The 19,756-nt window shown below is 61.0% G+C and carries 19 protein-coding genes; 4 read left to right on the top strand and 15 right to left on the bottom strand.

The annotated features are described in order from the left end of the window. Nucleotides 1-22: 22 nt before the first annotated feature. Nucleotides 23-187, top strand: coding sequence for a DUF2986 domain-containing protein (locus tag AC19YS_RS18100; RefSeq protein WP_106576586.1), 165 nt, complete (start codon nt 23-25; stop codon nt 185-187). Here AC19YS_RS18100 and AC19YS_RS18095 read toward each other — a convergent pair. From AC19YS_RS18095 to AC19YS_RS18050, 10 genes are all read right to left on the bottom strand, one after another. Next, a complete protein-coding gene (locus AC19YS_RS18095) occupies nt 161-1,141 on the bottom strand; it encodes a GlxA family transcriptional regulator (protein WP_500602322.1) in 981 nt (326 codons plus the stop codon). The two genes, AC19YS_RS18100 and AC19YS_RS18095, sit on opposite strands and share 27 nt — an antisense overlap. Nucleotides 1,142-1,145: 4 nt before the next feature. Beyond that, on the bottom strand, nt 1,146-1,688 hold the full coding sequence (locus tag AC19YS_RS18090) for a cysteine hydrolase family protein (RefSeq protein ID WP_124418098.1): 543 nt from the start codon (nt 1,686-1,688) through the stop codon (nt 1,146-1,148). 114 nt (nt 1,689-1,802) lie between these two features. Continuing rightward, nucleotides 1,803-3,143 (bottom strand): MFS transporter, encoded by a 1,341-nt coding sequence (locus AC19YS_RS18085; RefSeq protein WP_106576583.1) that lies wholly within the window; start codon nt 3,141-3,143, stop codon nt 1,803-1,805. Between the two features lie 171 nt (nt 3,144-3,314). Beyond that, nucleotides 3,315-4,253 (bottom strand): 5-oxoprolinase subunit C family protein, encoded by a 939-nt coding sequence (locus tag AC19YS_RS18080; protein WP_500602321.1) that lies wholly within the window; start codon nt 4,251-4,253, stop codon nt 3,315-3,317. Beyond that, the gene (gene pxpB / locus AC19YS_RS18075) at nt 4,250-5,014 is read right to left on the bottom strand and encodes a 5-oxoprolinase subunit PxpB (RefSeq protein ID WP_500602320.1); all 765 of its coding nucleotides are present in this window, start codon (nt 5,012-5,014) and stop codon (nt 4,250-4,252) included. Before pxpB ends, AC19YS_RS18080 begins: the two co-directional genes overlap by 4 nt. An 86-nt stretch (nt 5,015-5,100) precedes the next feature. Next, nucleotides 5,101-5,526, bottom strand: a complete 426-nt coding sequence (locus tag AC19YS_RS18070) for a VOC family protein (protein ID WP_119742438.1) — start codon at nt 5,524-5,526, stop codon at nt 5,101-5,103. A 110-nt stretch (nt 5,527-5,636) separates the two neighbouring features. After that, the gene (locus AC19YS_RS18065) at nt 5,637-6,512 is read right to left on the bottom strand and encodes a LysR family transcriptional regulator (protein WP_124418101.1); all 876 of its coding nucleotides are present in this window, start codon (nt 6,510-6,512) and stop codon (nt 5,637-5,639) included. Nucleotides 6,513-6,534: 22 nt separating this feature from the next. Next, on the bottom strand, nt 6,535-7,746 hold the full coding sequence (locus AC19YS_RS18060) for a YeeE/YedE family protein (RefSeq protein ID WP_119742434.1): 1,212 nt from the start codon (nt 7,744-7,746) through the stop codon (nt 6,535-6,537). A gap of 207 nt (nt 7,747-7,953) precedes the next feature. Continuing rightward, a complete protein-coding gene (locus AC19YS_RS18055) occupies nt 7,954-9,756 on the bottom strand; it encodes a hypothetical protein (protein WP_500602319.1) in 1,803 nt (600 codons plus the stop codon). A gap of 222 nt (nt 9,757-9,978) precedes the next feature. Then, complete coding sequence (locus AC19YS_RS18050) at nt 9,979-10,734, bottom strand: YaaW family protein (RefSeq protein WP_200624993.1); 756 nt, start codon at nt 10,732-10,734, stop codon at nt 9,979-9,981. 156 nt (nt 10,735-10,890) lie between these two features. Here AC19YS_RS18050 and AC19YS_RS18045 point away from each other — a divergent pair, with 156 nt between their 5' ends. From AC19YS_RS18045 to AC19YS_RS18035, 3 genes are read left to right on the top strand one after another with little or no spacing between them, the layout of a single operon-like run. Then, a complete protein-coding gene (locus AC19YS_RS18045) occupies nt 10,891-11,343 on the top strand; it encodes a MarR family winged helix-turn-helix transcriptional regulator (protein WP_200624994.1) in 453 nt (150 codons plus the stop codon). A 22-nt stretch (nt 11,344-11,365) separates the two neighbouring features. Further along, nucleotides 11,366-11,929 (top strand): isochorismatase family protein, encoded by a 564-nt coding sequence (locus AC19YS_RS18040; RefSeq protein ID WP_200624995.1) that lies wholly within the window; start codon nt 11,366-11,368, stop codon nt 11,927-11,929. A gap of 7 nt (nt 11,930-11,936) precedes the next feature. Beyond that, nucleotides 11,937-13,181 carry an MFS transporter gene (locus tag AC19YS_RS18035; protein ID WP_169367291.1) on the top strand — a complete coding sequence of 415 codons (1,245 nt, stop codon included), beginning with the start codon at nt 11,937-11,939 and terminating at the stop codon, nt 13,179-13,181. Here AC19YS_RS18035 and AC19YS_RS18030 read toward each other — a convergent pair. The 5 genes from AC19YS_RS18030 to AC19YS_RS18010 all read right to left on the bottom strand — a co-directional run bounded on the left by AC19YS_RS18030 (nt 13,156) and on the right by AC19YS_RS18010 (nt 19,640). After that, on the bottom strand, nt 13,156-14,022 hold the full coding sequence (locus AC19YS_RS18030) for a DNA/RNA non-specific endonuclease (protein WP_106576574.1): 867 nt from the start codon (nt 14,020-14,022) through the stop codon (nt 13,156-13,158). The genes AC19YS_RS18035 and AC19YS_RS18030 overlap by 26 nt on opposite strands. A gap of 124 nt (nt 14,023-14,146) precedes the next feature. Continuing rightward, complete coding sequence (locus tag AC19YS_RS18025) at nt 14,147-16,477, bottom strand: membrane-bound PQQ-dependent dehydrogenase, glucose/quinate/shikimate family (RefSeq protein WP_500602318.1); 2,331 nt, start codon at nt 16,475-16,477, stop codon at nt 14,147-14,149. A 94-nt stretch (nt 16,478-16,571) separates the two neighbouring features. Then, complete coding sequence (locus AC19YS_RS18020) at nt 16,572-17,336, bottom strand: SDR family NAD(P)-dependent oxidoreductase (protein ID WP_106576573.1); 765 nt, start codon at nt 17,334-17,336, stop codon at nt 16,572-16,574. Nucleotides 17,337-17,427: 91 nt separating this feature from the next. After that, entirely contained in the window at nt 17,428-18,339 is a 912-nt protein-coding gene (locus AC19YS_RS18015; RefSeq protein ID WP_500602317.1) for a LysR family transcriptional regulator, read from the bottom strand. Between the two features lie 83 nt (nt 18,340-18,422). After that, nucleotides 18,423-19,640 carry an MFS transporter gene (locus AC19YS_RS18010; RefSeq protein ID WP_448200851.1) on the bottom strand — a complete coding sequence of 406 codons (1,218 nt, stop codon included), beginning with the start codon at nt 19,638-19,640 and terminating at the stop codon, nt 18,423-18,425. Between the last annotated feature and the right edge of the window lie 116 nt (nt 19,641-19,756).

Genomic DNA, 19,756 nt, shown 5'->3' with positions numbered 1-19,756 from the left:
CTTACCCGCTGAGTAGCACACCATGAACCGCCAGAAAAAACTGCAGCAGCTCTTCAAGGCCAAAGCGAAAAAAGCCAGCGCCAAATTGGCCCCCAAGAGCAAAGATAAATACATCAGCAAAGCCGACCGCGCCAAACTCGAAGCCCAGGACGATCAAGCGTCAACCACCACCGACACGCCCAGCTGACGGCGTCCCCGCTTCATATTTGCCCCAGATACGCCGCAGATGCCGCGCCGAACCAAAGCCCGCGCGCTCGGCGACGGTTTCAATGTCCAGGGTCGATTCAACCAGTAATTCACGCGCCACGGTTAAACGCAGGGTGTGCAGATAATCCAGCGGGCTGATGCCGACGTGTTCGTGAAACAGTCGCGCCAGGTGCCGGGTGCTGGTGCAGGCCAGGCTGGCCATACGCGCGACGGTCCACGGCTCACACGGGTCTGCGGCGACGGCGTCCTGCACCCGATGCACGGCGGGATGCAGGTGGTTGCGCCCGGCGATCCAGGCCGACAGCTGTGGATCGGCGCCGCTGCGGCGCATGTACACCACCATGTCCCGCGCAACCGCGCAGGCCAGTCGCGGCCCGGCCAGCTCGGCCACCCAATGCAGCATCAGGTCGATGCCGGCAGTGACGCCGGCACTGCAACTGATGTTGCCATCGGTGACGTACAAGCGGTTTTCCAATACTCGAGCCTTGGGCGCCAGGGTTTGCAAAGCGGCGCACAGCGCGTGGTGCGTGGTGCATTGGCGTCCGTCCAGCAGCCCGGCGCGGGCAGCGCTCAAGGCGCCCGCACAGACGCAAACCAGCTTCTCGCCAGACGGCGCGAACACCGCCTGCAGCCACTGGGTCAGCACGCTGCTGGCCGCTTCAAATGCCTGCTGCCCCGTCTTGCTGACCTTCGATGTAGAGCCCACCAATACCACGAGCGTGCCCGGCGCCAGATTTGGCGGAAGCGGCGCCAACCCGGTCAGGGGCAAGCCGATGGACGTTTGCAGCGTTTCAACGGGGCTGACGTATTGCAAGTCGAACTCAACGGCCGTCGAGTCCTCGACCTGAGTGGCCAGGCGCAGCACTTCGGCGGGACCGGCCAGGTCCAGCATCAGCACGTTGGGCAGCAGTACAAACAGCACCGGCACGCTCACGGGGTCAATCCTCCAATGCCTGGGCGACCGTGACGATGCGCGCAAAGCGGCCTTCCAGCACCAGCTCCGTACGCTCGCGTATTTCGGCTGCGGTATAGACCCGGCCGCTGCGCGCGTGGGTCATCGGGAAGGTCAACGTCGCTTCGCTGACAAACTCCACACTGAGGCCACTGTCCGACGCCTGCCGCGTGGTGGTTTCACAGCACTGTTCGGTGCGGATGCCGCTGATGATCACTGTGGTCACTCCCATTTCCGTGAGCCGCGCCGCCAAGGGCGTGCCGGCGAACGCGCTGTGAAAGCGCTTGTGAATGACCTGGTCAGGGTTGATCGACAACTCGCTCAATGCCCGAACATTGCCCGAGGCCAGCGAAAAATGCCCCTGGTCTTCCACATGGAAGACTTGTATCACCGGGATGCCCTGTTGAACACACCCATCAATGAGGGCCTGTTGCTTTTCCAGGTAACCCGGCAGGTCATTTTCGGACCAGTAGCTTGAATGGCGGAACGAATGCTGGGCATCGATAACAATAAGGGCTTTGCGGCTCATGAGGTGTCCTGTTGGCGTGCAGTTCAGCGAGTGATGCAAGCCATACTAGGCAGTGCGGCACGCGAGCGACAGGCACATGGCGGACCACTTGCGGACGTATTCGGACATTCATTCTCAGCGGCGCAAAGCGCCTTGGGAGGTTTCACGCAAGGTGGTCAAGGCAATCAACGCACAGACCGCCGCGCCGGCCATGAAAAACCCCGGGATCAGCAAATTGCCGGTCGAGCCGATCAGTGATGTGACGATGTAAGGCGTGATCCCGCCGCCCAGGATGGCGCCCAGATTGATGCTGATGGCCATGCCGGTGTAACGAACCCGAGTAGGAAACTGCTCGGCATAGGTCGGATAGCCCACCGACTGGATCACCGGCATCGGCAGCGTCGCCACAAAAAACGCCAGGACCGCGATGAACAGGCTGCTGTTGTTCATCAACACCATCATCGGAATCACCAGTACCGCATAACCGACAAAGCCGATGGCCAGGGCTTTCTTGCGCCCGATACGATCCGACAGCCCGCCCCAGAACGGCATCAGCGCGGCCATGCACAGGCTGACGCCGGCGATGACCCAATAGATCTTGGACTTCTCGAAATGCAGGTAGGTGGTCAAGTAGATGTTCATGAACACCAGGCCGATGTAGTAGCCGGCGTTCTGTGCAAAGGCGAACACCACCACGCGCAGCACCGCCGGCAGGTTCTGCGTGAGTACCTCCTTGACCGGCGCGGTGGGCGGCTTTTCCACGGCAAGAAAGGCTTTGAACTCAGGCGTCTCCTCGACGTTGTGGCGCATGATGCACGAAAAGATCACCAACGGAATCGCCAGGAAAAACGGGATACGCCAGGCCCAGGCTTGCAGCTGCTGCGCATCGACCAGGCCGGTGGTGATGCCGCAGATGATCGCTGCCATCGACCCGCCAATCGCAACACCCACCGGCGTGAACGCACCGTAGAAGCCACGGCGGCCCTTGGGTGAAGACTCGGCCAGAAAAGCCGCAGCCCCAATCACCTCGCCGCCGGCGAAAAAGCCCTGCGCCAGCCGGATCAGCACCAGCAGGATCGGCGCGGCAATCCCCACGTGGGCGGCCGTCGGCAACAGCCCGATCATCGCGGTCGCGGTGCCCATTCCGATGACGGTGCTCAGCAATACTTTGCGCCGACCGATGCGGTCCGCCAGCCGCCCGAGCAGAATGCCGCCCAACGGCCGGATCAAGAATGCGCTGCCAAACACCGCCAGCGTGGCCAGCAATGCGGCGGCGGCGTTATCGCTGGGAAAAAACAACGGCGCGATAATCGTCGCCATAAAGCCGTACACACCGAATTCGTAATACTCCACTGCAGTGCCTGTCGCGGCAGCGATGGCTGCCCGCTTGGCGATCCTGGTGGCGCTGCTGTCAGCGGTCTTGTCGAACTCGCCCAAACGCGGCGATGGGATGGGAGTAGCGATTACGCGAGACATAAACACCTTCCACTCTGACCGTTGGTCATTTGAGTTATTGAGGTGGACAGTTCCACCCAGAAGTAAACCCGTCAGGTTGCGAGGGGTTTTAATGCTCGACAGTAAGAAATGTGAACGTGGGCTTAATCATCTAGCGCTCCTGTTTTTATTATCGGTAGCGACGGCTTTTGCTCAGTGGGCGGCCTCCAGTCGTTCCAGCGCGTGTGCACGCGCCACGAACAACGCTTGAGCCGTGGGTAAATCAATCAGCGAAAATCGAATCTCATCGCCGGGCAACAGTTGCGCCAGCCTGGGTAAATCCACACTGGCCACCTGGGCGATGCGCGGGTAGCCACCTGTGGTTTGCCGGTCGGCCATCAGCACAATCGGCTGACCGCCAGCGGGCACTTGCACGGTGCCGAAGGCCACGCTTTCGGACAGCAGTTGGCGGGGCTGCGTCAGGTCCAGCGCGGCGCCGTCCAATCGATACCCCATGCGATCCGAGGCAGCGGTCAGCTGATAGGGCTCATGCAGGAAGTCATGGCGAGCCGTTTCTGTGAAGTCGGCCCATTCGCGCCCCGGCAGCACCCGAATGGACGCTGGCCGTGTCGGCGCGCCAAGCCGCCAGCCCGCAGGAATATTCAACCGCACGGGGTTTGCGAACGATGAGCAAATGGGGATCACATCGCCGGCTTGCAGTGCGCGCCCCGACAGCCCGCCAAACCCTCCCCGGCTATACGTGCTGGCACTGTTCATCACCGGCGCGAGCAGATAACCGCCGGCCACCGCCAGATAGGCCCGCGCGCCGTACTCACGCGTCTCGAAGCGAAGCATCGCGCCCGGTTTGATACGCACGGCGTGCCCGGGTTGCAGCGCAACACCGTCCAGGCGCGCGCCCAGGTCAGCCCCGGCCAGGGCGATCAGCGCCTGTGCCTGAAAGCACAAGACCGGGCCTTGAAGGGTAATTTCCAGGGTCGCAGCGGTGGCCGGGTTGCCCACCAACAGGTTGGCCAGCGCATGCGCGTCCTGGTCCATGGCGCCGTTGACCGGCACGCCCCAATGCTGGAAGCCCACGCGGCCGGCGTCTTGAAAGGTGGAAAACAGACCGGGCCTGATCACTTTGATAGTCATCGCTGCGCTCCGGCCAGTTGTTTAAATTCACGGGCGGTGATGGGCACGAAGCGCACCTGATCGCCACCGCTCAACAGGCACGGCGGCTGATTGGCCGGCGAAAACATCGACAACGGTGTGCGGCCTACGATGTTCCAGCCACCTGGCAAATCAGTGGGGTAAATCACGCTCTGACAATTGGCCAGGCCGATGCTGCCGCGCGTGACCAGCGTGCGCGGTACGGCGCGGCGCGTCAGTTTCAACGCAGGCTCGTGCATGCCGATATAGGGATGGCCCGGTGCGAAACCGACCATCAATACGTCGACCCACTGCCCGCTGTGTGCGGCGATGACTTCGTTGGGCGTGATGGCGCAGGCGTTGGCGATGTCCAGCAGATCCGGCGCGTAGTCGCCCTCGTAGCACACCGGGATTTCCAGGCGTTTGGGTGTGACGCGTGCCAGGTTGTGCTGTTGAGTCAGGGCGTTTTCCAACACCTGGGCAATAGCGTCGTAGGGCAACAATTCGGGGTACAGCCTGGCGATGATAGGCGGGGCATAATGCACGCCCACGGACACCATCGCCGGGATCACATCGGTCACGCCGCCAAGCAGCCCACGCGCCAACAGGTCATGCAGCGTGGCACTGAACGCCACGGCACGGCGGTTGGCCTGCGCGCTGAACAGCGTTGCAAACACCACCACGATGCAGCTGTCGCCACACGGCTCGAACTGCCAGCGCTGTTCGGCAAGCACGGGCCGAAAATCACAGTCAACGTCAGACATCACGTCACTTCTCTCATGCGGCAGGCGTGCAGCTTCACGTCTTATTAACGCCGTCGCTCGGGTGGCGACGGTCGCGCGGATGGCAACTACTTGGCGAACAACTGGCTCATGTCCTTGAACGCCTTGAACTCCAGCGCGTTGCCGCACGGGTCAAACAGGAACATGGTGGCTTGCTCGCCGACCTGGCCCTGAAAGCGGATGTAGGGTTCGATCACAAACCGGGTTTCACGCGCTCTGAGCCGATCGGCCAGGGCTTCCCATTGGTCCCAGTGCAGGATGATGCCGAAATGCGGGACCGGTACGTCATGACCATCGACAGGGTTGGAGTGCACCGATGCCTGGGATTCAGTCTTGGGGTGTTCGTGGATGACCAACTGGTGCCCGTAAAAGTCGAAATCGACCCATTGCGCGCTGGAGCGACCTTCGCGAAGGCCAAACACGTCGCCGTAGAAGTGGCGGGCGGCGGCGAGGTCGTAGACGGGAATAGCAAGATGAAAGGGCGAAAGGCTCACGGTGGCTACCTGCGGGTTCTGTTATTCAGAACTCGATTCTTCACCAGAAAGACCGTGCGATAAAGCGCATATCTTTCGTCCTGAGCCTCAATTTTTTCGATGCTCGCGCCCTACTTCGGCGCACCGAGCACTTCCATGATGCACGCCCTGAATAACGCGAAGAGCGGCAGTTGGCGCTGGGTGTACTTGGTGAGCAAGACGATTTCGCGATGGAAGGTCAGGTCGTCCAATCGCAAAACCCGCACGTCGCTTTCGTGTTCCAGCCACAAGCCGGCCAGTGGCACCAGGGACACGCCGAGGCCGCTGCGGACCATCTTGACGATGGCGTCCAACTCATCAAGCTCAAGCGCCTGCTGGGTCTGGATCTTTTGTTCCTTGAGAAACTGCGTGACCTGGCGGCCACCGAACGAGCCCCGGTCGTATCGCACAAACGGCTGCTCGCGCAGGATCTGCAGCGGGTCATCGCCTGGCACGTCCTTGGCGGTGATCAGCACAAAAGGCTCGCGGGCGATGACCTCGACATTCAGGTCCTTTGGCAGGTTGAACGGCGGGTGAATCATGATCGCCAGGTCCAGTTCACCGGCATCGACCTGGCTGAGCAGGTTCAGCGAAACCCCCGGCACCAGGTTGACTTCAATAAACGGCGCCCGCTGTTTGAGGGCCACCAGCGCCTTGGGCAGGATGCCGGTCTGCACACTGCCGATGGCGCCGATGCGCAACGAACCGTGGAAGTTGTTGGCCCTGTCGGGGGTGCCCATGCGCGAGAAAATATCGAGGATTTCCTCCGCCAGCGGCACCGCGCGCTGCCCCGCGGAGTTGAGGGTGGCCGAGCGGCCGGTGCGGTCGAACAGCTTCACCCCCAGCGCGTCTTCAAGGTGCTTGATCTGCGCGCTCACGGCCGATTGCGTCAGCCCCACCTGCTGACCGGCAGCGGCAAAAGTGCCGCGCCGCGCGGCGCTGACGAAAGTCCTCAGTTCTCGAATCATGCCGCATACCTCACTGGTTCGCTCAGCAGCCGCTTAACGCCACCTGCGGCCGCTCGCCCGCAAAGAAGAAGGGACGCAACCGCACGCCCACGCTGTTACCGATAAACGCCGCCACCAACCAAACCCAGCCATGCAGGCTGCCCGAGGCGATGCCGCTGAAGTACGCGCCGATATTGCAACCGTACGCCAGACGCGAACCGTAACCCAGCAGCAAGCCACCGATCACCGCCGCCACCAGCGAGCGCGCGGGGATTTTCAGGCTGGGCGCGAAACGCCCGGCCAGGCCGGCCGCCAACAAAGCGCCGAGAACAATACCGATGTCCATCACGCTGGTGATGTCTTCCCACACCGGTGCGGCCAGGGCCTTGGCATTGCCCGGTACCTGCCAGAACGCCCAACTGGCCACGTCTACACCCAAACCGCTGGCGACCTTGGCGCCCCACAGCGCGAACGCCGAGGTAATGCCCCACGGCCGCCCAGCCAACGCCAAGGTGGCGTAATTGAGCAGCGCCAGGCCTATCGCGCCCCATACCAAGGGCCACGGCCCGCGCAGGAAACGGCGCAGGCCGGTGTGTTCGCTGGTCACGCCCTCTTCCAGTTGGCCATGACGGCCCTTCTCCAGGCGCACGGTGACGGCTGCAATGATCGCGAACACCGCCAGGCTCAAGAGCAGCGCCGGTACGACGCCGAAGCTTTTGACGATGGACACCGCCGGGAACGCCGGCAGTGCAAACCACCAATCGACATGGTGGGTGGCGATCAACGAACCGCAAATGAAGAAGAACAACGTCACCAACATGCGCGCATTGCCGCCGCCCACAGTGAACAACGTGCCCGAGGCACAACCGCCGCCCAGCTGCATGCCGATGCCGAAGATGAACGCGCCAAACACCACCGACACGCCGGCCGGCGCCACCAGCCCGACCACCGGCTGACCCAACAGCGTGCCCGCCCCCAGCGCCGGGAAAAACAGCACGACCGCCACCGCCAGCATCACCATCTGCGCTCGCAAGCCGGCGCCACGCCGATCATTGATGAACACGCGCCAGGCGGAGGTAAAGCCAAAGGCGGCGTGATACAGGGTCAAACCCAGTGCCGCGCCGACCACCAGCAACAGCACCTGGCGTGAGCCGACACTGCTTTGCAGGAACACGGCGCCCGCCAACAGGATGATAAAAGCCACCAGCGGCGCGATAGGCTTGCGCGCAGGCGTGAGGGAAACAGAGGTGCTCATGGGGTATCTCGGTTTGTTTGAGAGTGTGCAATCGCCAGTGGACGAGTATAAGCCCAGCGCTACCCAATATTTGACCCCGCTCCAGCCATTAGCTCAAAGCGTGCCCTCGGGTTTCCTTCAGCACTGGACCTGTCCAGATCCTACGCGGCCCTGACACGCAAAGAACCAAGAACAAAGAGCGCGGAGCATACGCATGCGAACCCAAAATTATCGATTATCAGAGATAACGCGAAATTCTGCAGATACCGAGTGCGCCAGAGCTTCAGCCCCCAGCAACAACGTATGCAATTGAAGCTCACCTATGGTGGGCGTGCCCGTAGGATTAAACTTACTCTTCAACGCATGTGGCTGAACAATAACAACTTGATAATCACAATCCTGCTTAATACCACTAAGAGCGTTATAAAAGTCTGTCTTTACTGAACCGTTACTCCTCAGACCTACGCGCCAAGCCTCGTCCCAAACGCGATTCGTAGAGGCGATCAAAACAGACTTGATACTATCAACGATAGAGCCCGCAGAGATCCTTTTCAGATTTTTAATCGCTTGCGCTGTGACAAGTTCATAGGCACCCGGTGAGATCAAGCGAGTAAGGGAGTCATTATTCGCCCCCTTGACATGGATAATTGATACTTTAGGCGTGCCGGAAGCCGGCTTATACACATGAATGAAGTCTGCTACTTCTTTAGACCTGTCATCACAATACAACCAGCAACAACCGGGCGTTGGCTGCTCCAGCTTCATAAGCCCCAGTCCTTCTTTAGCCACCCATTTGAACAAGCTGACATCGTTCAAATCGTAAATATTGTCGAGTGGGGGTGGCGCGCCCGGAGGCTTTTCCATTTTCACATTATAATTAAACCCAAGAGGGGCAAAATCTAAAAACTCTATTCCGAACTTTCTATGAACTACGGCGGGCAGACATAACGTGGCGCACACCACTGAGTGCCCGCAGTCATAAAGCAGTCGCATCACTTCAGCATCGTGCTCCACTCCCGCTATCCAATCGATAAACTCTGAAGATACCTGGCGCGGTGACGCCTTGAAAGTAACTTTACGATTTTTCATACCGAGTGCCAGGTCAAAAACCTGAGACGTACCTGTAGCCGTTGCGGTGACTTCAACTTGCACATCCTTTGCCAACGGCTGCGTGGATGTCAAGTTCATTTCATAGGTGTCGCGTAACTCAACTATTCTTTTCCCCTTCGTTCGTCCCTTTATAGTTTCTGGATCGGCCCATTCAATCAAATAGGCTCGGCCGACCCGGCTAAAATCAGGCGCACTGCTCGCCAGCCCAGAATGAACAGAAGTACTTTTTGGTTTCTGCTGATCGGAAGCATTTAATGTAGTTAACAAGCCATAGGCAGCATCTGAAAAGTCTGACCAGTTTTTTTTCGGACCGAACCAAACACCACTTCTTTTCAAACTCACACCGGCGATATTGGATCGAACGGCCCCGGCGATAAAGGTATTATCCCCGAACGTATCTATCGCATCCCCCAAGGACTCTCCGCTGAGCACCTTGCTGTTTGGTTTCACTGACACATTCCGATGAATGCCTCCCAACCACAGGGTACGCAATGATTTCCCGTTAATATAAGCGTTAATCAATACAGCCTCATCCACGGGCTTGAGTGAAGGAATTTCATCGAGCATGAGCGCCTCATGCACGGTGGACTTAAGGTCACTATCACTTACATAAAGTGCCACATAATCCTCGACAAGAAAAACAGCAAAAAAATGATTAAGCTCGTCTTCGACTCTATTCCCACCCGCCCAATTTACCTGCCGCTTTTCAATTAAATGAAATGCACTCGCCTTCAGCAAATTGCTATTGGCTTTTATTGTCAGCTTTTTTGATTCACGCCAGCCTCCGACGGGCTTAATAACCTCCAACACCGCGTTTTCGATTTCAGCTATTTTTGTTCGTCGCCCCGCCAAACGCGCGACAATAAAGCTTGCAAAGGGCGACACACTGCCTGCCGAAGTTATCTTGCTTTTTGAACTCATAGTTCACGCTTCCTTTCGCTCAATCTGTACCAGAATATGCGAGTCCTTTATACGAACGGGACGGTCCATATACCCAGATAACCAATGGGGCTGATACCCCGCGCTCACCGAGATAAAGGATGCACTTGAATCACTCACCGTTACGCTACAGGAAAGAGGAAAGAGGAAAGAAATCAAATGCCCCCTAGCCTCTCACCGTGATCAATAATCCTCCCTGAATATTTAGCTAAATTCGACCTGTGACGCTTGCGTTTCATAAAGGTATTTCTGACGCAACGCAGCGACCTGAATAACAGCGGGGATGGTCACTCTATAGGCGGGGCTGGCGATATCGATGGCCGTCCATGCACCGGTGATAACCCATCCAATAGGGCCTGTCAACACGGCCATAGTCCGGGTCAAGGCAACGTTGCCCGCCAAACTCAGCCCACGCCCGATCAACGCTTTGAGAATCGCGTTAACGATAATCAACGTTAATTGATAGGATTTAAATCCTCCTGCTTTGAAGACAGCCTGGAATACCCCAAGCATCGCTTCGGAAGTGAGTAATCCAACGTTCTTCACGCCTACTGCGTCTGCCAACTCTTTCAATTCGGCCGGCGTCATTTTTTCAACCGCATCCGTGAGGATTTTCATCAGCAGGTTTTGCTCGATTTTCTCAACACTAGAACTACTGTTGTAGTTAACCCTCATTTTGTCGCAAACGTCTTGGAGCACCTCTTTATAAAGGACGCCTTTCCCACCCCTAAGCATCGTTGCGAATGTATTACCGCCAAAGCACTGAATTTCGGCAGCGACCGATTCCCAATAACGTCGGTGATCCGGGAACCAGGCTTTGTACATGTCATTGGTCGTCAGCTCTTCCGTCAGCCTGACACTCCCGTCTTTATCGTGGACGAGGCAATAGACCAAATCGTTCATCGACTCCGAGTCAAGTTTTGAAAGAAACTCAAGGTCGCTATCGTCTCTGTAGGCCATCACTGGCTCCTTTTCCTATTGGCTGGGTAAATATTTCAAGACGCAAAAATATCATTTTGCCACTATTCAAGGAACACTGAGCAGGGAATTATTCATCGCCTAAAATCAATACAGCAAAACTGTAAAGCTTTGCTGTGGGCATGCTACCGTTCTGAGATGAGCAAATACTCTCCTATCTCCAGCACCCACTCCTGCGCCACCCTGGCCGCCGAACTGCGCATCTCACTGGGCAAGCTGATCCGCCGCCTGCGCGAACAGACTCACCCCGATGATTTCACCACCGCGCAAAAGTCGGTGTTGCTGCGCCTGGACCGTGATGGCCCGACGACCGTGTCCGCCCTCGCCCGCGCTGAAAGTGTGCGGCCGCAGTCGATGCGCATCACCGTGGCCGGGCTTGAGGCAATGCAAGCCGTCAGCGGCAAGCCGGACCCATCCGATGGCCGGCAGACGCTGATCGAACTGACGCCCGCCTTGCGCAAACACCTGACCCAAAGCCGCGCCGCCAAAGACGATTGGCTGCTGCACGCGCTGCAGGAACAACTGTCGCCCCAGGAACAACACGAACTCGCCGCTGCGGTGAAACTGCTGGAGCGCCTAGCCGACTTTTGAATCACCCGATTGAGGAAATAGCATGGCTGTCACCTCGCTGGATGCAACAACCGCCCTGATCATCGTGGACCTGCAACACGGCATCGTTGGCTACCCTTTTATCCATCCCATTGGCGAGGTGATAGAGCGGTCGCGTGCACTGCTCGACGCCTTTCGCGAACGCGGGCTGCCGGTGGTGCTGGTGAATGTCAGCGGCTTTGCGCCGGGACGCACCGAGCGGCCGCGTCGCATCACTGACCTGCCACCCGATTGGGCTGATCTGATTGCGCAACTCGGCCACCAGCCCAGCGACATTCTGGTGACCAAACGCAGCTGGGGCGCCTTCGCCAACACGGACCTTGAGGCGCAGTTGAAGGCGCTCAATGTCACCCAAGTGGTGATCACAGGTGTCGTCACCGGCACCGGCGTCGAAGCCACCGCGCGGCAGGCCTACGAATTCGGCTTCAACGTGACCCTGGCCATCGATGCCATGACCGACGTCAGCCCCGAGGCCCATGCCTACAGCCTGCAGCACGTGTTCCCCAAGCTGGGCGAATCGGGCACGGCGCAAGCCATCATCGAGTTGCTCGACAACCGGGGGAACTGAAGCCGTCATGAGTTTCCTCGGCACGTTCCGTTCCCTGCGCAGCCCCAACTACCGCATCTGGGCCGCCGGCGCGCTGGTGTCCAACGTCGGCACCTGGATGCAACGCACCGCCCAGGACTGGCTGGTGCTGACTCAGCTCACGCCGCACAACGCCGCCGCGGTGGGTATCGTGATGGCGCTGCAGTTCGGGCCGCAGTTGTTGTTGCTGCCGTGGACCGGGTTTGCTGCCGATCACTACGACCAGCGCAAGCTGTTGATCTTCACTCAGGCGGTGATGGGCTTGCTGGCGCTGACGCTGGGCGTGTTCACCATCACAGGCTTCGTGCAGCTGTGGCATGTGTACGTGTTCGCGTTTTTATCCGGCTGCGCCTCGGCATTCGATGCGCCGGTGCGGCAGATTTTCGTCGCAGAACTGGTGGGCGAGAAGGACTTGTCGAATGCCATCGCGCTCAACTCCACCTCGTTCAACATGGCGCGCATGATCGGCCCGGCCGTGGCCGGCGTGACCATCGCGTCGGTGGGCACCGGCTGGGCGTTCCTGCTCAATGGCTCGAGCTTTTTTGCGGTGCTGGCGTCGCTGTTTTTCCTGCGCGTCTCAAGTCAACACACCAAGGTGCGCGCGCTGCGTACCAAAGGCAGCCTTACCGAAGGCATGCGTTACGTGTGGGCGCGGCCGGACTTGAAAGCCATCCTGCTGATGCTGTTTCTGATCGGCACCTTCGGCATGAACTTCCCGATTTTCATCTCGACCATGGCCGTCACGGTGTTCCACGCTGACGCGCGCGGCTACGGGCTGCTGACCTCGACCCTGGCCATCGGCACCATCGCCGGTGCGCTGATTGCCGCGGGCAGCGAACGCCCCCGGTTCAAGTCTTTGCTGACCGGTGCGGCAGTGTTTGGATTTGGCTGCGTGCTGGCAGCCCTGGCGCCCAATTACTGGACGTTTGCGATTGCGCTGGTGGTCATCGGCGTGGGCGCCATGACCTTCAGCAACACCACCAACAGCTTGATGCAACTCACCACCGAACCCGCGATGCGCGGCCGGGTGATCGCACTGCGCGTCGCCGTCGCCCTGGGCGGCACGCCAATTGGCGCGCCCATCGTCGGTTGGGTCGCCGACCACTTGGGCCCGCGCTGGGCGCTGGTGGTCGGCGCGGTGTCAGGCATCCTGGCGGTGGGCGTGGCGCTCTACACAATCAAGCGCCAGCTGGATCGGCCGCAGGTGATCACGTCCGGCCCACCGACCCCGTGACCGGCAGATTGCCCAGCAGCTTCAGCCCGGTACTCTTCACAAACGTTTCGTAGTCCATCGGCTTCTGGATGCGCGTTTCAGCGTTGGGCAGCACATAGGCCCAGGCGCGTTTCGACGAGGCGTCGTACACCAACTTGAACAGGCGCGTCGGCACCCAGACCTTGTTGTCGCCGATGGTGCTGTAGCCCGCGTCGAACAACGGGCCGGTGAACACAAACACATCGCCGCCGGCACGCACGGCAAACTTGCGCACATCCGCCTCGACCTTGCTCCAGATCTTGCGGTTGTTGGTGGGGTCTTGCGGCACCATGTTCGACAGCGCGAAGGATTGCGCCATGGCATTCGCGCTCGGCGCGTCGGCCGCCGGAGACTGATGACCACGGTCCACGGCCGGGTGCTGGCTGCGGTAGTCGCTCAACTCGGCGCGAGCGCCTTTGGGGATGCGCGGGTCTGCGTAGAACTGGTTGGTGCGTTCCTCGCCTTTGGCGTCCTTGAGCTGGGCGGCGTTCAAGCGCTCGACCACCACCAGCGGCGTCTTGCTCGTTTGCGAGTAGAGCACCGCAAAGCTATCGGAACACAACGCCATGGGTTTCATGGTGCTGGGCACGGTGGCGGTGTTGATCGGTGTGGCACCAGGGAACAGATCGGCGCAGCTGGCGAACGAGGGCTGCTGTTGCTTGCTGGAATAAAGGTCGAGGGCCGCGCGCTGGCTGGTCGAGCCTGCGCGTGAGGTGTGTTCCTGGGCGGGTGGCTTGATAAGGTCGAGCAAACCACGGGCATCTGCCCCGGTGGAAAGCAAAACAAGGGCTGACAGCCCGACTGCAATTTTGCGCAGGTGCATGCATGACTTCTTTGAAAGGGAGTAAGGCGGCAGGCTCCGCTGGCGGAGCCAAGTGGATGATCTTGCGAGGTTTATTGACCCTCGAAAGGCATTTTAGTGCGGCCGCTTCACGCGCTTTATCGCGTCAATGTTGAATCATCGGTACAGGTAATGCGAAGGCCACCACGTAGTCGCCTTTGAGCGTGGTGGCCGAGTTGCCACCGGCGCTGATGACCAGGAACTGGCGGCCGGTCTTCGGCGAACTATACGTCATGGGTGTTGCTTCTGCGCCCACCGGCAAACGACCTTTCCACAGTTCATGGCCGGTGCGTACATCAAAGGCGCGCAGGTAGAAGTCCTGGGTGCCGGCCATGAAGACCAGGCCAGTGGCGGTCGTCACCGGGCCGCCGCGCGTTGGCATGCCGATGGGCATGGGCAGATGGGTGGCGAGCCCCAGCGGCCCGGTTTGCTCGGTGGTGCCCAGGGGCATTGACCAGAGCACTTTGCGCGTGGCCAGGTCGACCGCGCTGAGGGTTCCGTAAGGCGGCGCCTGGCATGGGATGCCCAGCGGTGACAGAAAGCGTCCTTGCTCAATGCCCCACGGCGTACCCGCCTGGGGTGCATTGCCTTCGTGCCCGCCGCCGCTGAGCGCTTTTTGATCGTAGACGGCACGCGGGATCATCCGGCTCCAGGTCGCCACGCGCGTGTCGTTGACGATCAGGTAGCCGAGGTTTTCGGCAATCGACACAGAGCCCCAGTTCATGCCGCCCAGCCAACTCGGGTATTGCAGGGTCAGGCGCTCGCTGGGCGGTGTGAACTCACCCTCGTAACGCGCCCGGCGAAATTGAATGCGGCACATCAACTGATCCAACGGCGTGAGCCCCCACATGCGTTTTTCGCTCAACGGCTGCGTGCCAATCGAAGGCATGCCGACCGAGTACGGCTGGGTCGGCGACGTCCGGTCATCAGCCACACCACCTTGCGGGACGGGTTGTTCCTGCACCTGCGCAATCGGGCGACCCGTGCGTCGGTCAAGCATGAAGATCTGCCCGCGCTTGGTGGTCTGGATCAACGCCGGGAGCGTTCCGCCGTTGCCATCCGGCACGTCGTACAGCGCGGGCTGCGACGGGACGTCGTAATCCCACACGTCGTGGTGCACCGTCTGGAAATGCCAGCGTTCTCGGCCGGTGGCAATGTCGAGGGCAACGATAGAGGAGGAATAGCGGTCGTCGGCGTCGGTGCGATGGCCGCCCCAAAAGTCTGGCGTGGCGTTGCCCGTGGGAAGATAAATCAAGCCCAGTGCCTCATCGAACGCAGGCGTCGACCACACGTTCGGCGTGCCCGCCGTGTAGGTGTGGCCCTCGGGTGGCTCACGGGTAATCGCCGGGTTGCCCAAGTCCCAGGCCCACACCAGTGCGCCCGTACGCACATTGAAGGCGCGCACCACACCGGAGGGCTCGCCGGTCTTCTGGTTGTCCCAGACCAGCCCGCCGACGACGACAAGATCACGCACCACGGTGGGCGCGGCGGTAGGGAAATAAAGCGCCGGATCGGCGCTGCCCATGCCGCTGCGCAAGCTGACGCTGCCCGCGTCGCCGAACCCTGCGCACGCTTGCCCCGTGTGCGCGTCCACGGCAATCAAGCGCGCATCCACGGTGGTTGCAATGATCCGCCGCGTGCACGCTTGGCCCGTTGAGGTTGAAGCCTCAGGCGCGGCGTAATACCCCACGCCTCGGCAGCGCGGGTAGACATTGTTCGCCTGCACGTGTGGGTCGTGGTGCCAGATTTCCTGACCGGTGTCGGCATCCAGCGCGAACAATTGGCTGGACTGTGTGCAGCCATACAGCACGCCGTCCACATGCAGCGGCGTGACCACATGCCCCTGGCTGCCGCGGGGAATTTCGCCGGTGCGGTAGGTCCAGGCCACTTGCAGCCCGGCAACATTTTGCGGGGTGATTGCTTCGAGCCGCGCATGTCGGGTTCCCGAGGGGCTTTGGCCGAAGTAACGCCAGTCGGTCGCCGGCTCCACGTTGCCGACGGCCTTACCGGCTACCGGCGCCGGCGCCCCCGTAGCCGTTTGAATAGGCTGTGGCTGCAGGGCCAGGTAGAGCGTGGCCGCCAGGCAGAGGCTCACGAGCGCAGCCCCTGCGTAGGCGGCCGGCCGAGCCTTGGCGCACAGCTGCGCAGTGGCAAGCAGCACCGGCACCGCCAGCGCCCCAAACGCCATCAAGCGGGAAAACAGCGGCCAGAAATCCAGGCCGACCTCCCACAATGACCACGCGACGGTGGCGGCTGATACGCCCAGGTAAATCACCACGCCTTGCAGGCGGCGGCGCATCAACAACACCCCGCTGGCAGACAGGCCAAGGCCCGCGAGCGCGAAGTACCAGGAACCCCCGAGGGCGATCAGATAGCCGCCACCGCCCAACAGGCACGCACCTGCCAGCGCGAGCATGAGGCCGAGCCCGATGAGCATGAGCGCAGCTGTTTTGGAAGAGGCTGATGGCGGCATCGGCTCGGTACTCCTTGTGGGTAATGTCGGGCGCGGCTTGCGTGGCGTAACGCCGGTGCTAGCGCATGACAAAACCCCCGTCCACCGAAATGGACTGGCCTGTGACATAGCTGGAGGTCGAGCTGCTGAGCCAGAGCACGGCGTCGGCGATTTCTTCCGGGCGACCGTGACGCCCCATCGGTATGCTTTTGACCATGCCCGCCAGCGCGTCGCCCTGGCCGGCGGCAACCATCTGGTCAGCCATTGGCGTCCAGATCAATCCGGGGCATACCGCGTTGATGCGGATGTTTCGGGTGGCGTATTCAAGCGCCGCACTTTTGGTCAGCCCGATCACGCCATGCTTGGCCGCGTGGTAATTGGCGCGCTGCGCCCCGCCGACCAGACCGCCCAGAGAGGAACAGTTGACGATGGTGCCGCTGCCCTGGCGACGCATGTGCTCAAGCTCGAACTTCATGCAGCTCCAGACGCCTCGCAGGTTGACCGACATGACCCGGTCGTAATCCTCAACGCTCGCATCGGCGGTTTCTGCCAGTACGTTCTGGATGCCGGCGTTATTGAATGCCGCATCAAGTCGGCCAAACGTCGCGACGGTTTCCTTGACCATGGCCTGTACTTGGTCAATGTCGCAGACGTCGCAGCCAAGACCAATCGCTTGATAACCGGCGGCCACCAACGCCTCGGCGGCCGCGCGTGCAGCCTGCGCGTTGACGTCGACAATCGCCACGGCTGCACCGGCGTGCGCGAATGCGTTGGCGGTCGCCAGACCAATGCCGGACGCCGCGCCGGTGACCAGCGCAACCTGATGCTGGAATGAAAAACTCATGGGTATCTCCTCGCTCAAACGTAGCGTCACGCTAAGTGACGCAGCAGAGGATGAATACCGGGTGAAATCGGGATGTACTGATGAGCGCTGCTCAGCAATCACCGAGCGGCTGCACTTCCCGGATCAGGTCGATCAAAAGTCTCAGCCCCATCGGCAATTGCCGATGGCTGGCGTAATACATATGAAACCCGGGGCCCATGCTGGCCCAGTCGTCGAGCACCCGCACCGCCTCCCCGCGCGCCACCAAAGGGGCCATGGCCGGTTCCGGCGCATACATCAGGCCAGCGCCCTGGCGCATCAACGACAGGCCGACGCGCGTTTCATCCAGGGTGATGGCGCCTGGCACTGCAATCGCCAGGTGCTCGTCGTCTTTTTCGAATTCCCAGTCGTACAGGCAACCGTTGCCCAAACGGATGCGCAGGCAGCGATGGTCGAGCAAGTCCTGGGGATGGCGAGGCACGCCATACTGCTGCAGATAATCCGCCGAACCGGCCACCACCCAACGGATATCCGCGGACAACCGCTGAGCGATCATGTCTTCCGGCACCGTACCGCCGTAGCGGATGCCCGCATCATGCCCTGCGCCAATGACGTCGACGAGCTGATTGGTCACGGCCAGGTCGATCTGGATGTCCGGATAGCGCGCGTTGAACAATGGCAACACCGGGCCCAGCAGCAGGTCGGCGGCATCGCTGAGCAGGTTCAGGCGGATGCGCCCGGTGGGCTCGTCACGAAAACGATTGAGCGCTTCGACCGCCTGGCTGATGTCATCCATGGGCTGACTGATGACGCTGTGCAACTCCTCGCCCGCAGCGGTCAACGTGACGCTGCGGGTGGTGCGGTTCAACAGGCGCACGCCGAGGCGGGTTTCCAGACCTTTGATGGCATGGCTCAGCGCCGACGCACTGATGCCCACCTCCAGGCCCGCGCGGCTGAAGCTCTGGTGCCGGGCAATGGCCAGGAAGAGCACGAAGTCGGCAAGGTTGGCGCGGCTGATCTGCATGGCGGGGTCCTGGGCGGTAGTGACGACTGGCCGGAGTTTACCCCGTTACTCAGCAAGATTAATGAGCGTCACTCAGCAACCAGTCAATGCCCCGCCACGGCGGGCTTGCCCGCCCCGCGCGCGCCAGGCTTGAACGCATGGGTGCGCGCGCGCCAGGCAATCGCAAACGACAGCGCTACCAACAGCGCCATTGCCCAGGGAAATGAGGCAACGCCCCAGGTATCGAGCAGTACGCCGCCCACCACGCCACTGCCGGCGATCGCGCTGTTCCATGCCACCACGTTCAGCGACAGCGCCACGTCTGCGCCGTCACCCGCCGCGTCCGCGAGGGCCGTTTGCAGCAAGGTTGCCGCGCCGCCAAAACTCAAACCCCACACCGCCACGCCGAGGTAAATCACCTGCGGCATATTGCCCACAAAACCGAACACCACGCTCACGGCCGCAAACGTCGCCAGGCTGACCAGCACGGTACGGCGCAACAGCGGCTCGACCAACTTGGCCGTCAGCCAGATCCCCGCCAATGCAGCACTTCCGAACACCAGCAGCACCACATCCACGCGGTCGCCCAAGCCGGCCGGCGCCACGAACGGGGCGATATAGGTGTACAGAATGTTGTGCGCCAGCATCCAACTGATCACCACCGCCAGCACGGGCCGTACACCGGGCGTGGTCAGCACCTTGGCCAGCGACACACGCTGGTGCGCGGCCTGGGGCGGATAGTCCGGGACTTTTACCAGCACCCACACAATCAACATCAGCGTCAGCGCCGACATGAGGCCGAACGTGGTACGCCAGCCCACCAGCCCGCCCAGCCACGTGCCCAGCGGTACGCCCAACGACAGCGCAATCGGCGTGCCGACCATCGCCAAGGCCAGCGCCCTGCCCTGTTGATGCGGCGCGACCATGCGGCGGGCGTAACCGGCCAGCAGGCTCCAGGCCAACCCTGCCGCCACGCCGGCGAAGAAGCGCGCTACCAGGGTCACGCCATAGTGCGACGACAGCGCAGTGATGGAATTGAACAGCAGAAACCCGACGATGGTCAGCAACAGCACATTGCGCCGGCGCCAGCCGCGGGTGGCAATGGTCATGGGGATCACCGCCAGCACCGAACCCAGCGCGTAGGCGGTGACCATCTGCCCGGCCAGCGACGGCGAAATTGCCAGGCCCTCGCTGATCAACGGCAGCAGGCCGGCGGGCAGGGTTTCGGTGACGATGCAAATGAAGCCGGTCATGGCCAGCGCGAGCAATGCGCCGATGGGCAGGCGTTCGGACGAGGCGGATACGCTGAGTGAGGGTGTCACAGGCAACTCCTTAAAGCTGAGGCGATTTAAATACTGATCGATACAGATGTTGCGTGCAGCGCGAGCGCGTTGTCAATGACTTATGTATCGACTAGTATTTATATCGATCTGCACAG

Source organism: Pseudomonas sp. MF08831 (assembly GCF_059862645.1).
The sequence above is the reverse complement of the archived record's forward strand: the minus strand, read 5'-3'. Positions and strand labels throughout refer to the sequence as shown.

What these genes read in the sequence shown, in the direction of transcription:
- AC19YS_RS18100 (WP_106576586.1), top strand. Translation starts at nt 23, where the DNA reads ATGAACCGCCAGAAAAAACTGCAGCAGCTCTTCAAGGCCAAAGCGAAA.
- AC19YS_RS18090 (WP_124418098.1), bottom strand. Translation starts at nt 1,688, where the DNA reads ATGAGCCGCAAAGCCCTTATTGTTATCGATGCCCAGCATTCGTTCCGC.
- AC19YS_RS18085 (WP_106576583.1), bottom strand. Translation starts at nt 3,143, where the DNA reads ATGTCTCGCGTAATCGCTACTCCCATCCCATCGCCGCGTTTGGGCGAG.
- AC19YS_RS18080 (WP_500602321.1), bottom strand. Translation starts at nt 4,253, where the DNA reads ATGACTATCAAAGTGATCAGGCCCGGTCTGTTTTCCACCTTTCAAGAC.
- pxpB (WP_500602320.1), bottom strand. Translation starts at nt 5,014, where the DNA reads ATGTCTGACGTTGACTGTGATTTTCGGCCCGTGCTTGCCGAACAGCGC.
- AC19YS_RS18065 (WP_124418101.1), bottom strand. Translation starts at nt 6,512, where the DNA reads ATGATTCGAGAACTGAGGACTTTCGTCAGCGCCGCGCGGCGCGGCACT.
- AC19YS_RS18060 (WP_119742434.1), bottom strand. Translation starts at nt 7,746, where the DNA reads ATGAGCACCTCTGTTTCCCTCACGCCTGCGCGCAAGCCTATCGCGCCG.
- AC19YS_RS18055 (WP_500602319.1), bottom strand. Translation starts at nt 9,756, where the DNA reads ATGAGTTCAAAAAGCAAGATAACTTCGGCAGGCAGTGTGTCGCCCTTT.
- AC19YS_RS18050 (WP_200624993.1), bottom strand. Translation starts at nt 10,734, where the DNA reads ATGGCCTACAGAGACGATAGCGACCTTGAGTTTCTTTCAAAACTTGAC.
- AC19YS_RS18045 (WP_200624994.1), top strand. Translation starts at nt 10,891, where the DNA reads ATGAGCAAATACTCTCCTATCTCCAGCACCCACTCCTGCGCCACCCTG.
- AC19YS_RS18040 (WP_200624995.1), top strand. Translation starts at nt 11,366, where the DNA reads ATGGCTGTCACCTCGCTGGATGCAACAACCGCCCTGATCATCGTGGAC.
- AC19YS_RS18035 (WP_169367291.1), top strand. Translation starts at nt 11,937, where the DNA reads ATGAGTTTCCTCGGCACGTTCCGTTCCCTGCGCAGCCCCAACTACCGC.
- AC19YS_RS18030 (WP_106576574.1), bottom strand. Translation starts at nt 14,022, where the DNA reads ATGCACCTGCGCAAAATTGCAGTCGGGCTGTCAGCCCTTGTTTTGCTT.
- AC19YS_RS18025 (WP_500602318.1), bottom strand. Translation starts at nt 16,477, where the DNA reads ATGCTCATCGGGCTCGGCCTCATGCTCGCGCTGGCAGGTGCGTGCCTG.
- AC19YS_RS18020 (WP_106576573.1), bottom strand. Translation starts at nt 17,336, where the DNA reads ATGAGTTTTTCATTCCAGCATCAGGTTGCGCTGGTCACCGGCGCGGCG.
- AC19YS_RS18015 (WP_500602317.1), bottom strand. Translation starts at nt 18,339, where the DNA reads ATGCAGATCAGCCGCGCCAACCTTGCCGACTTCGTGCTCTTCCTGGCC.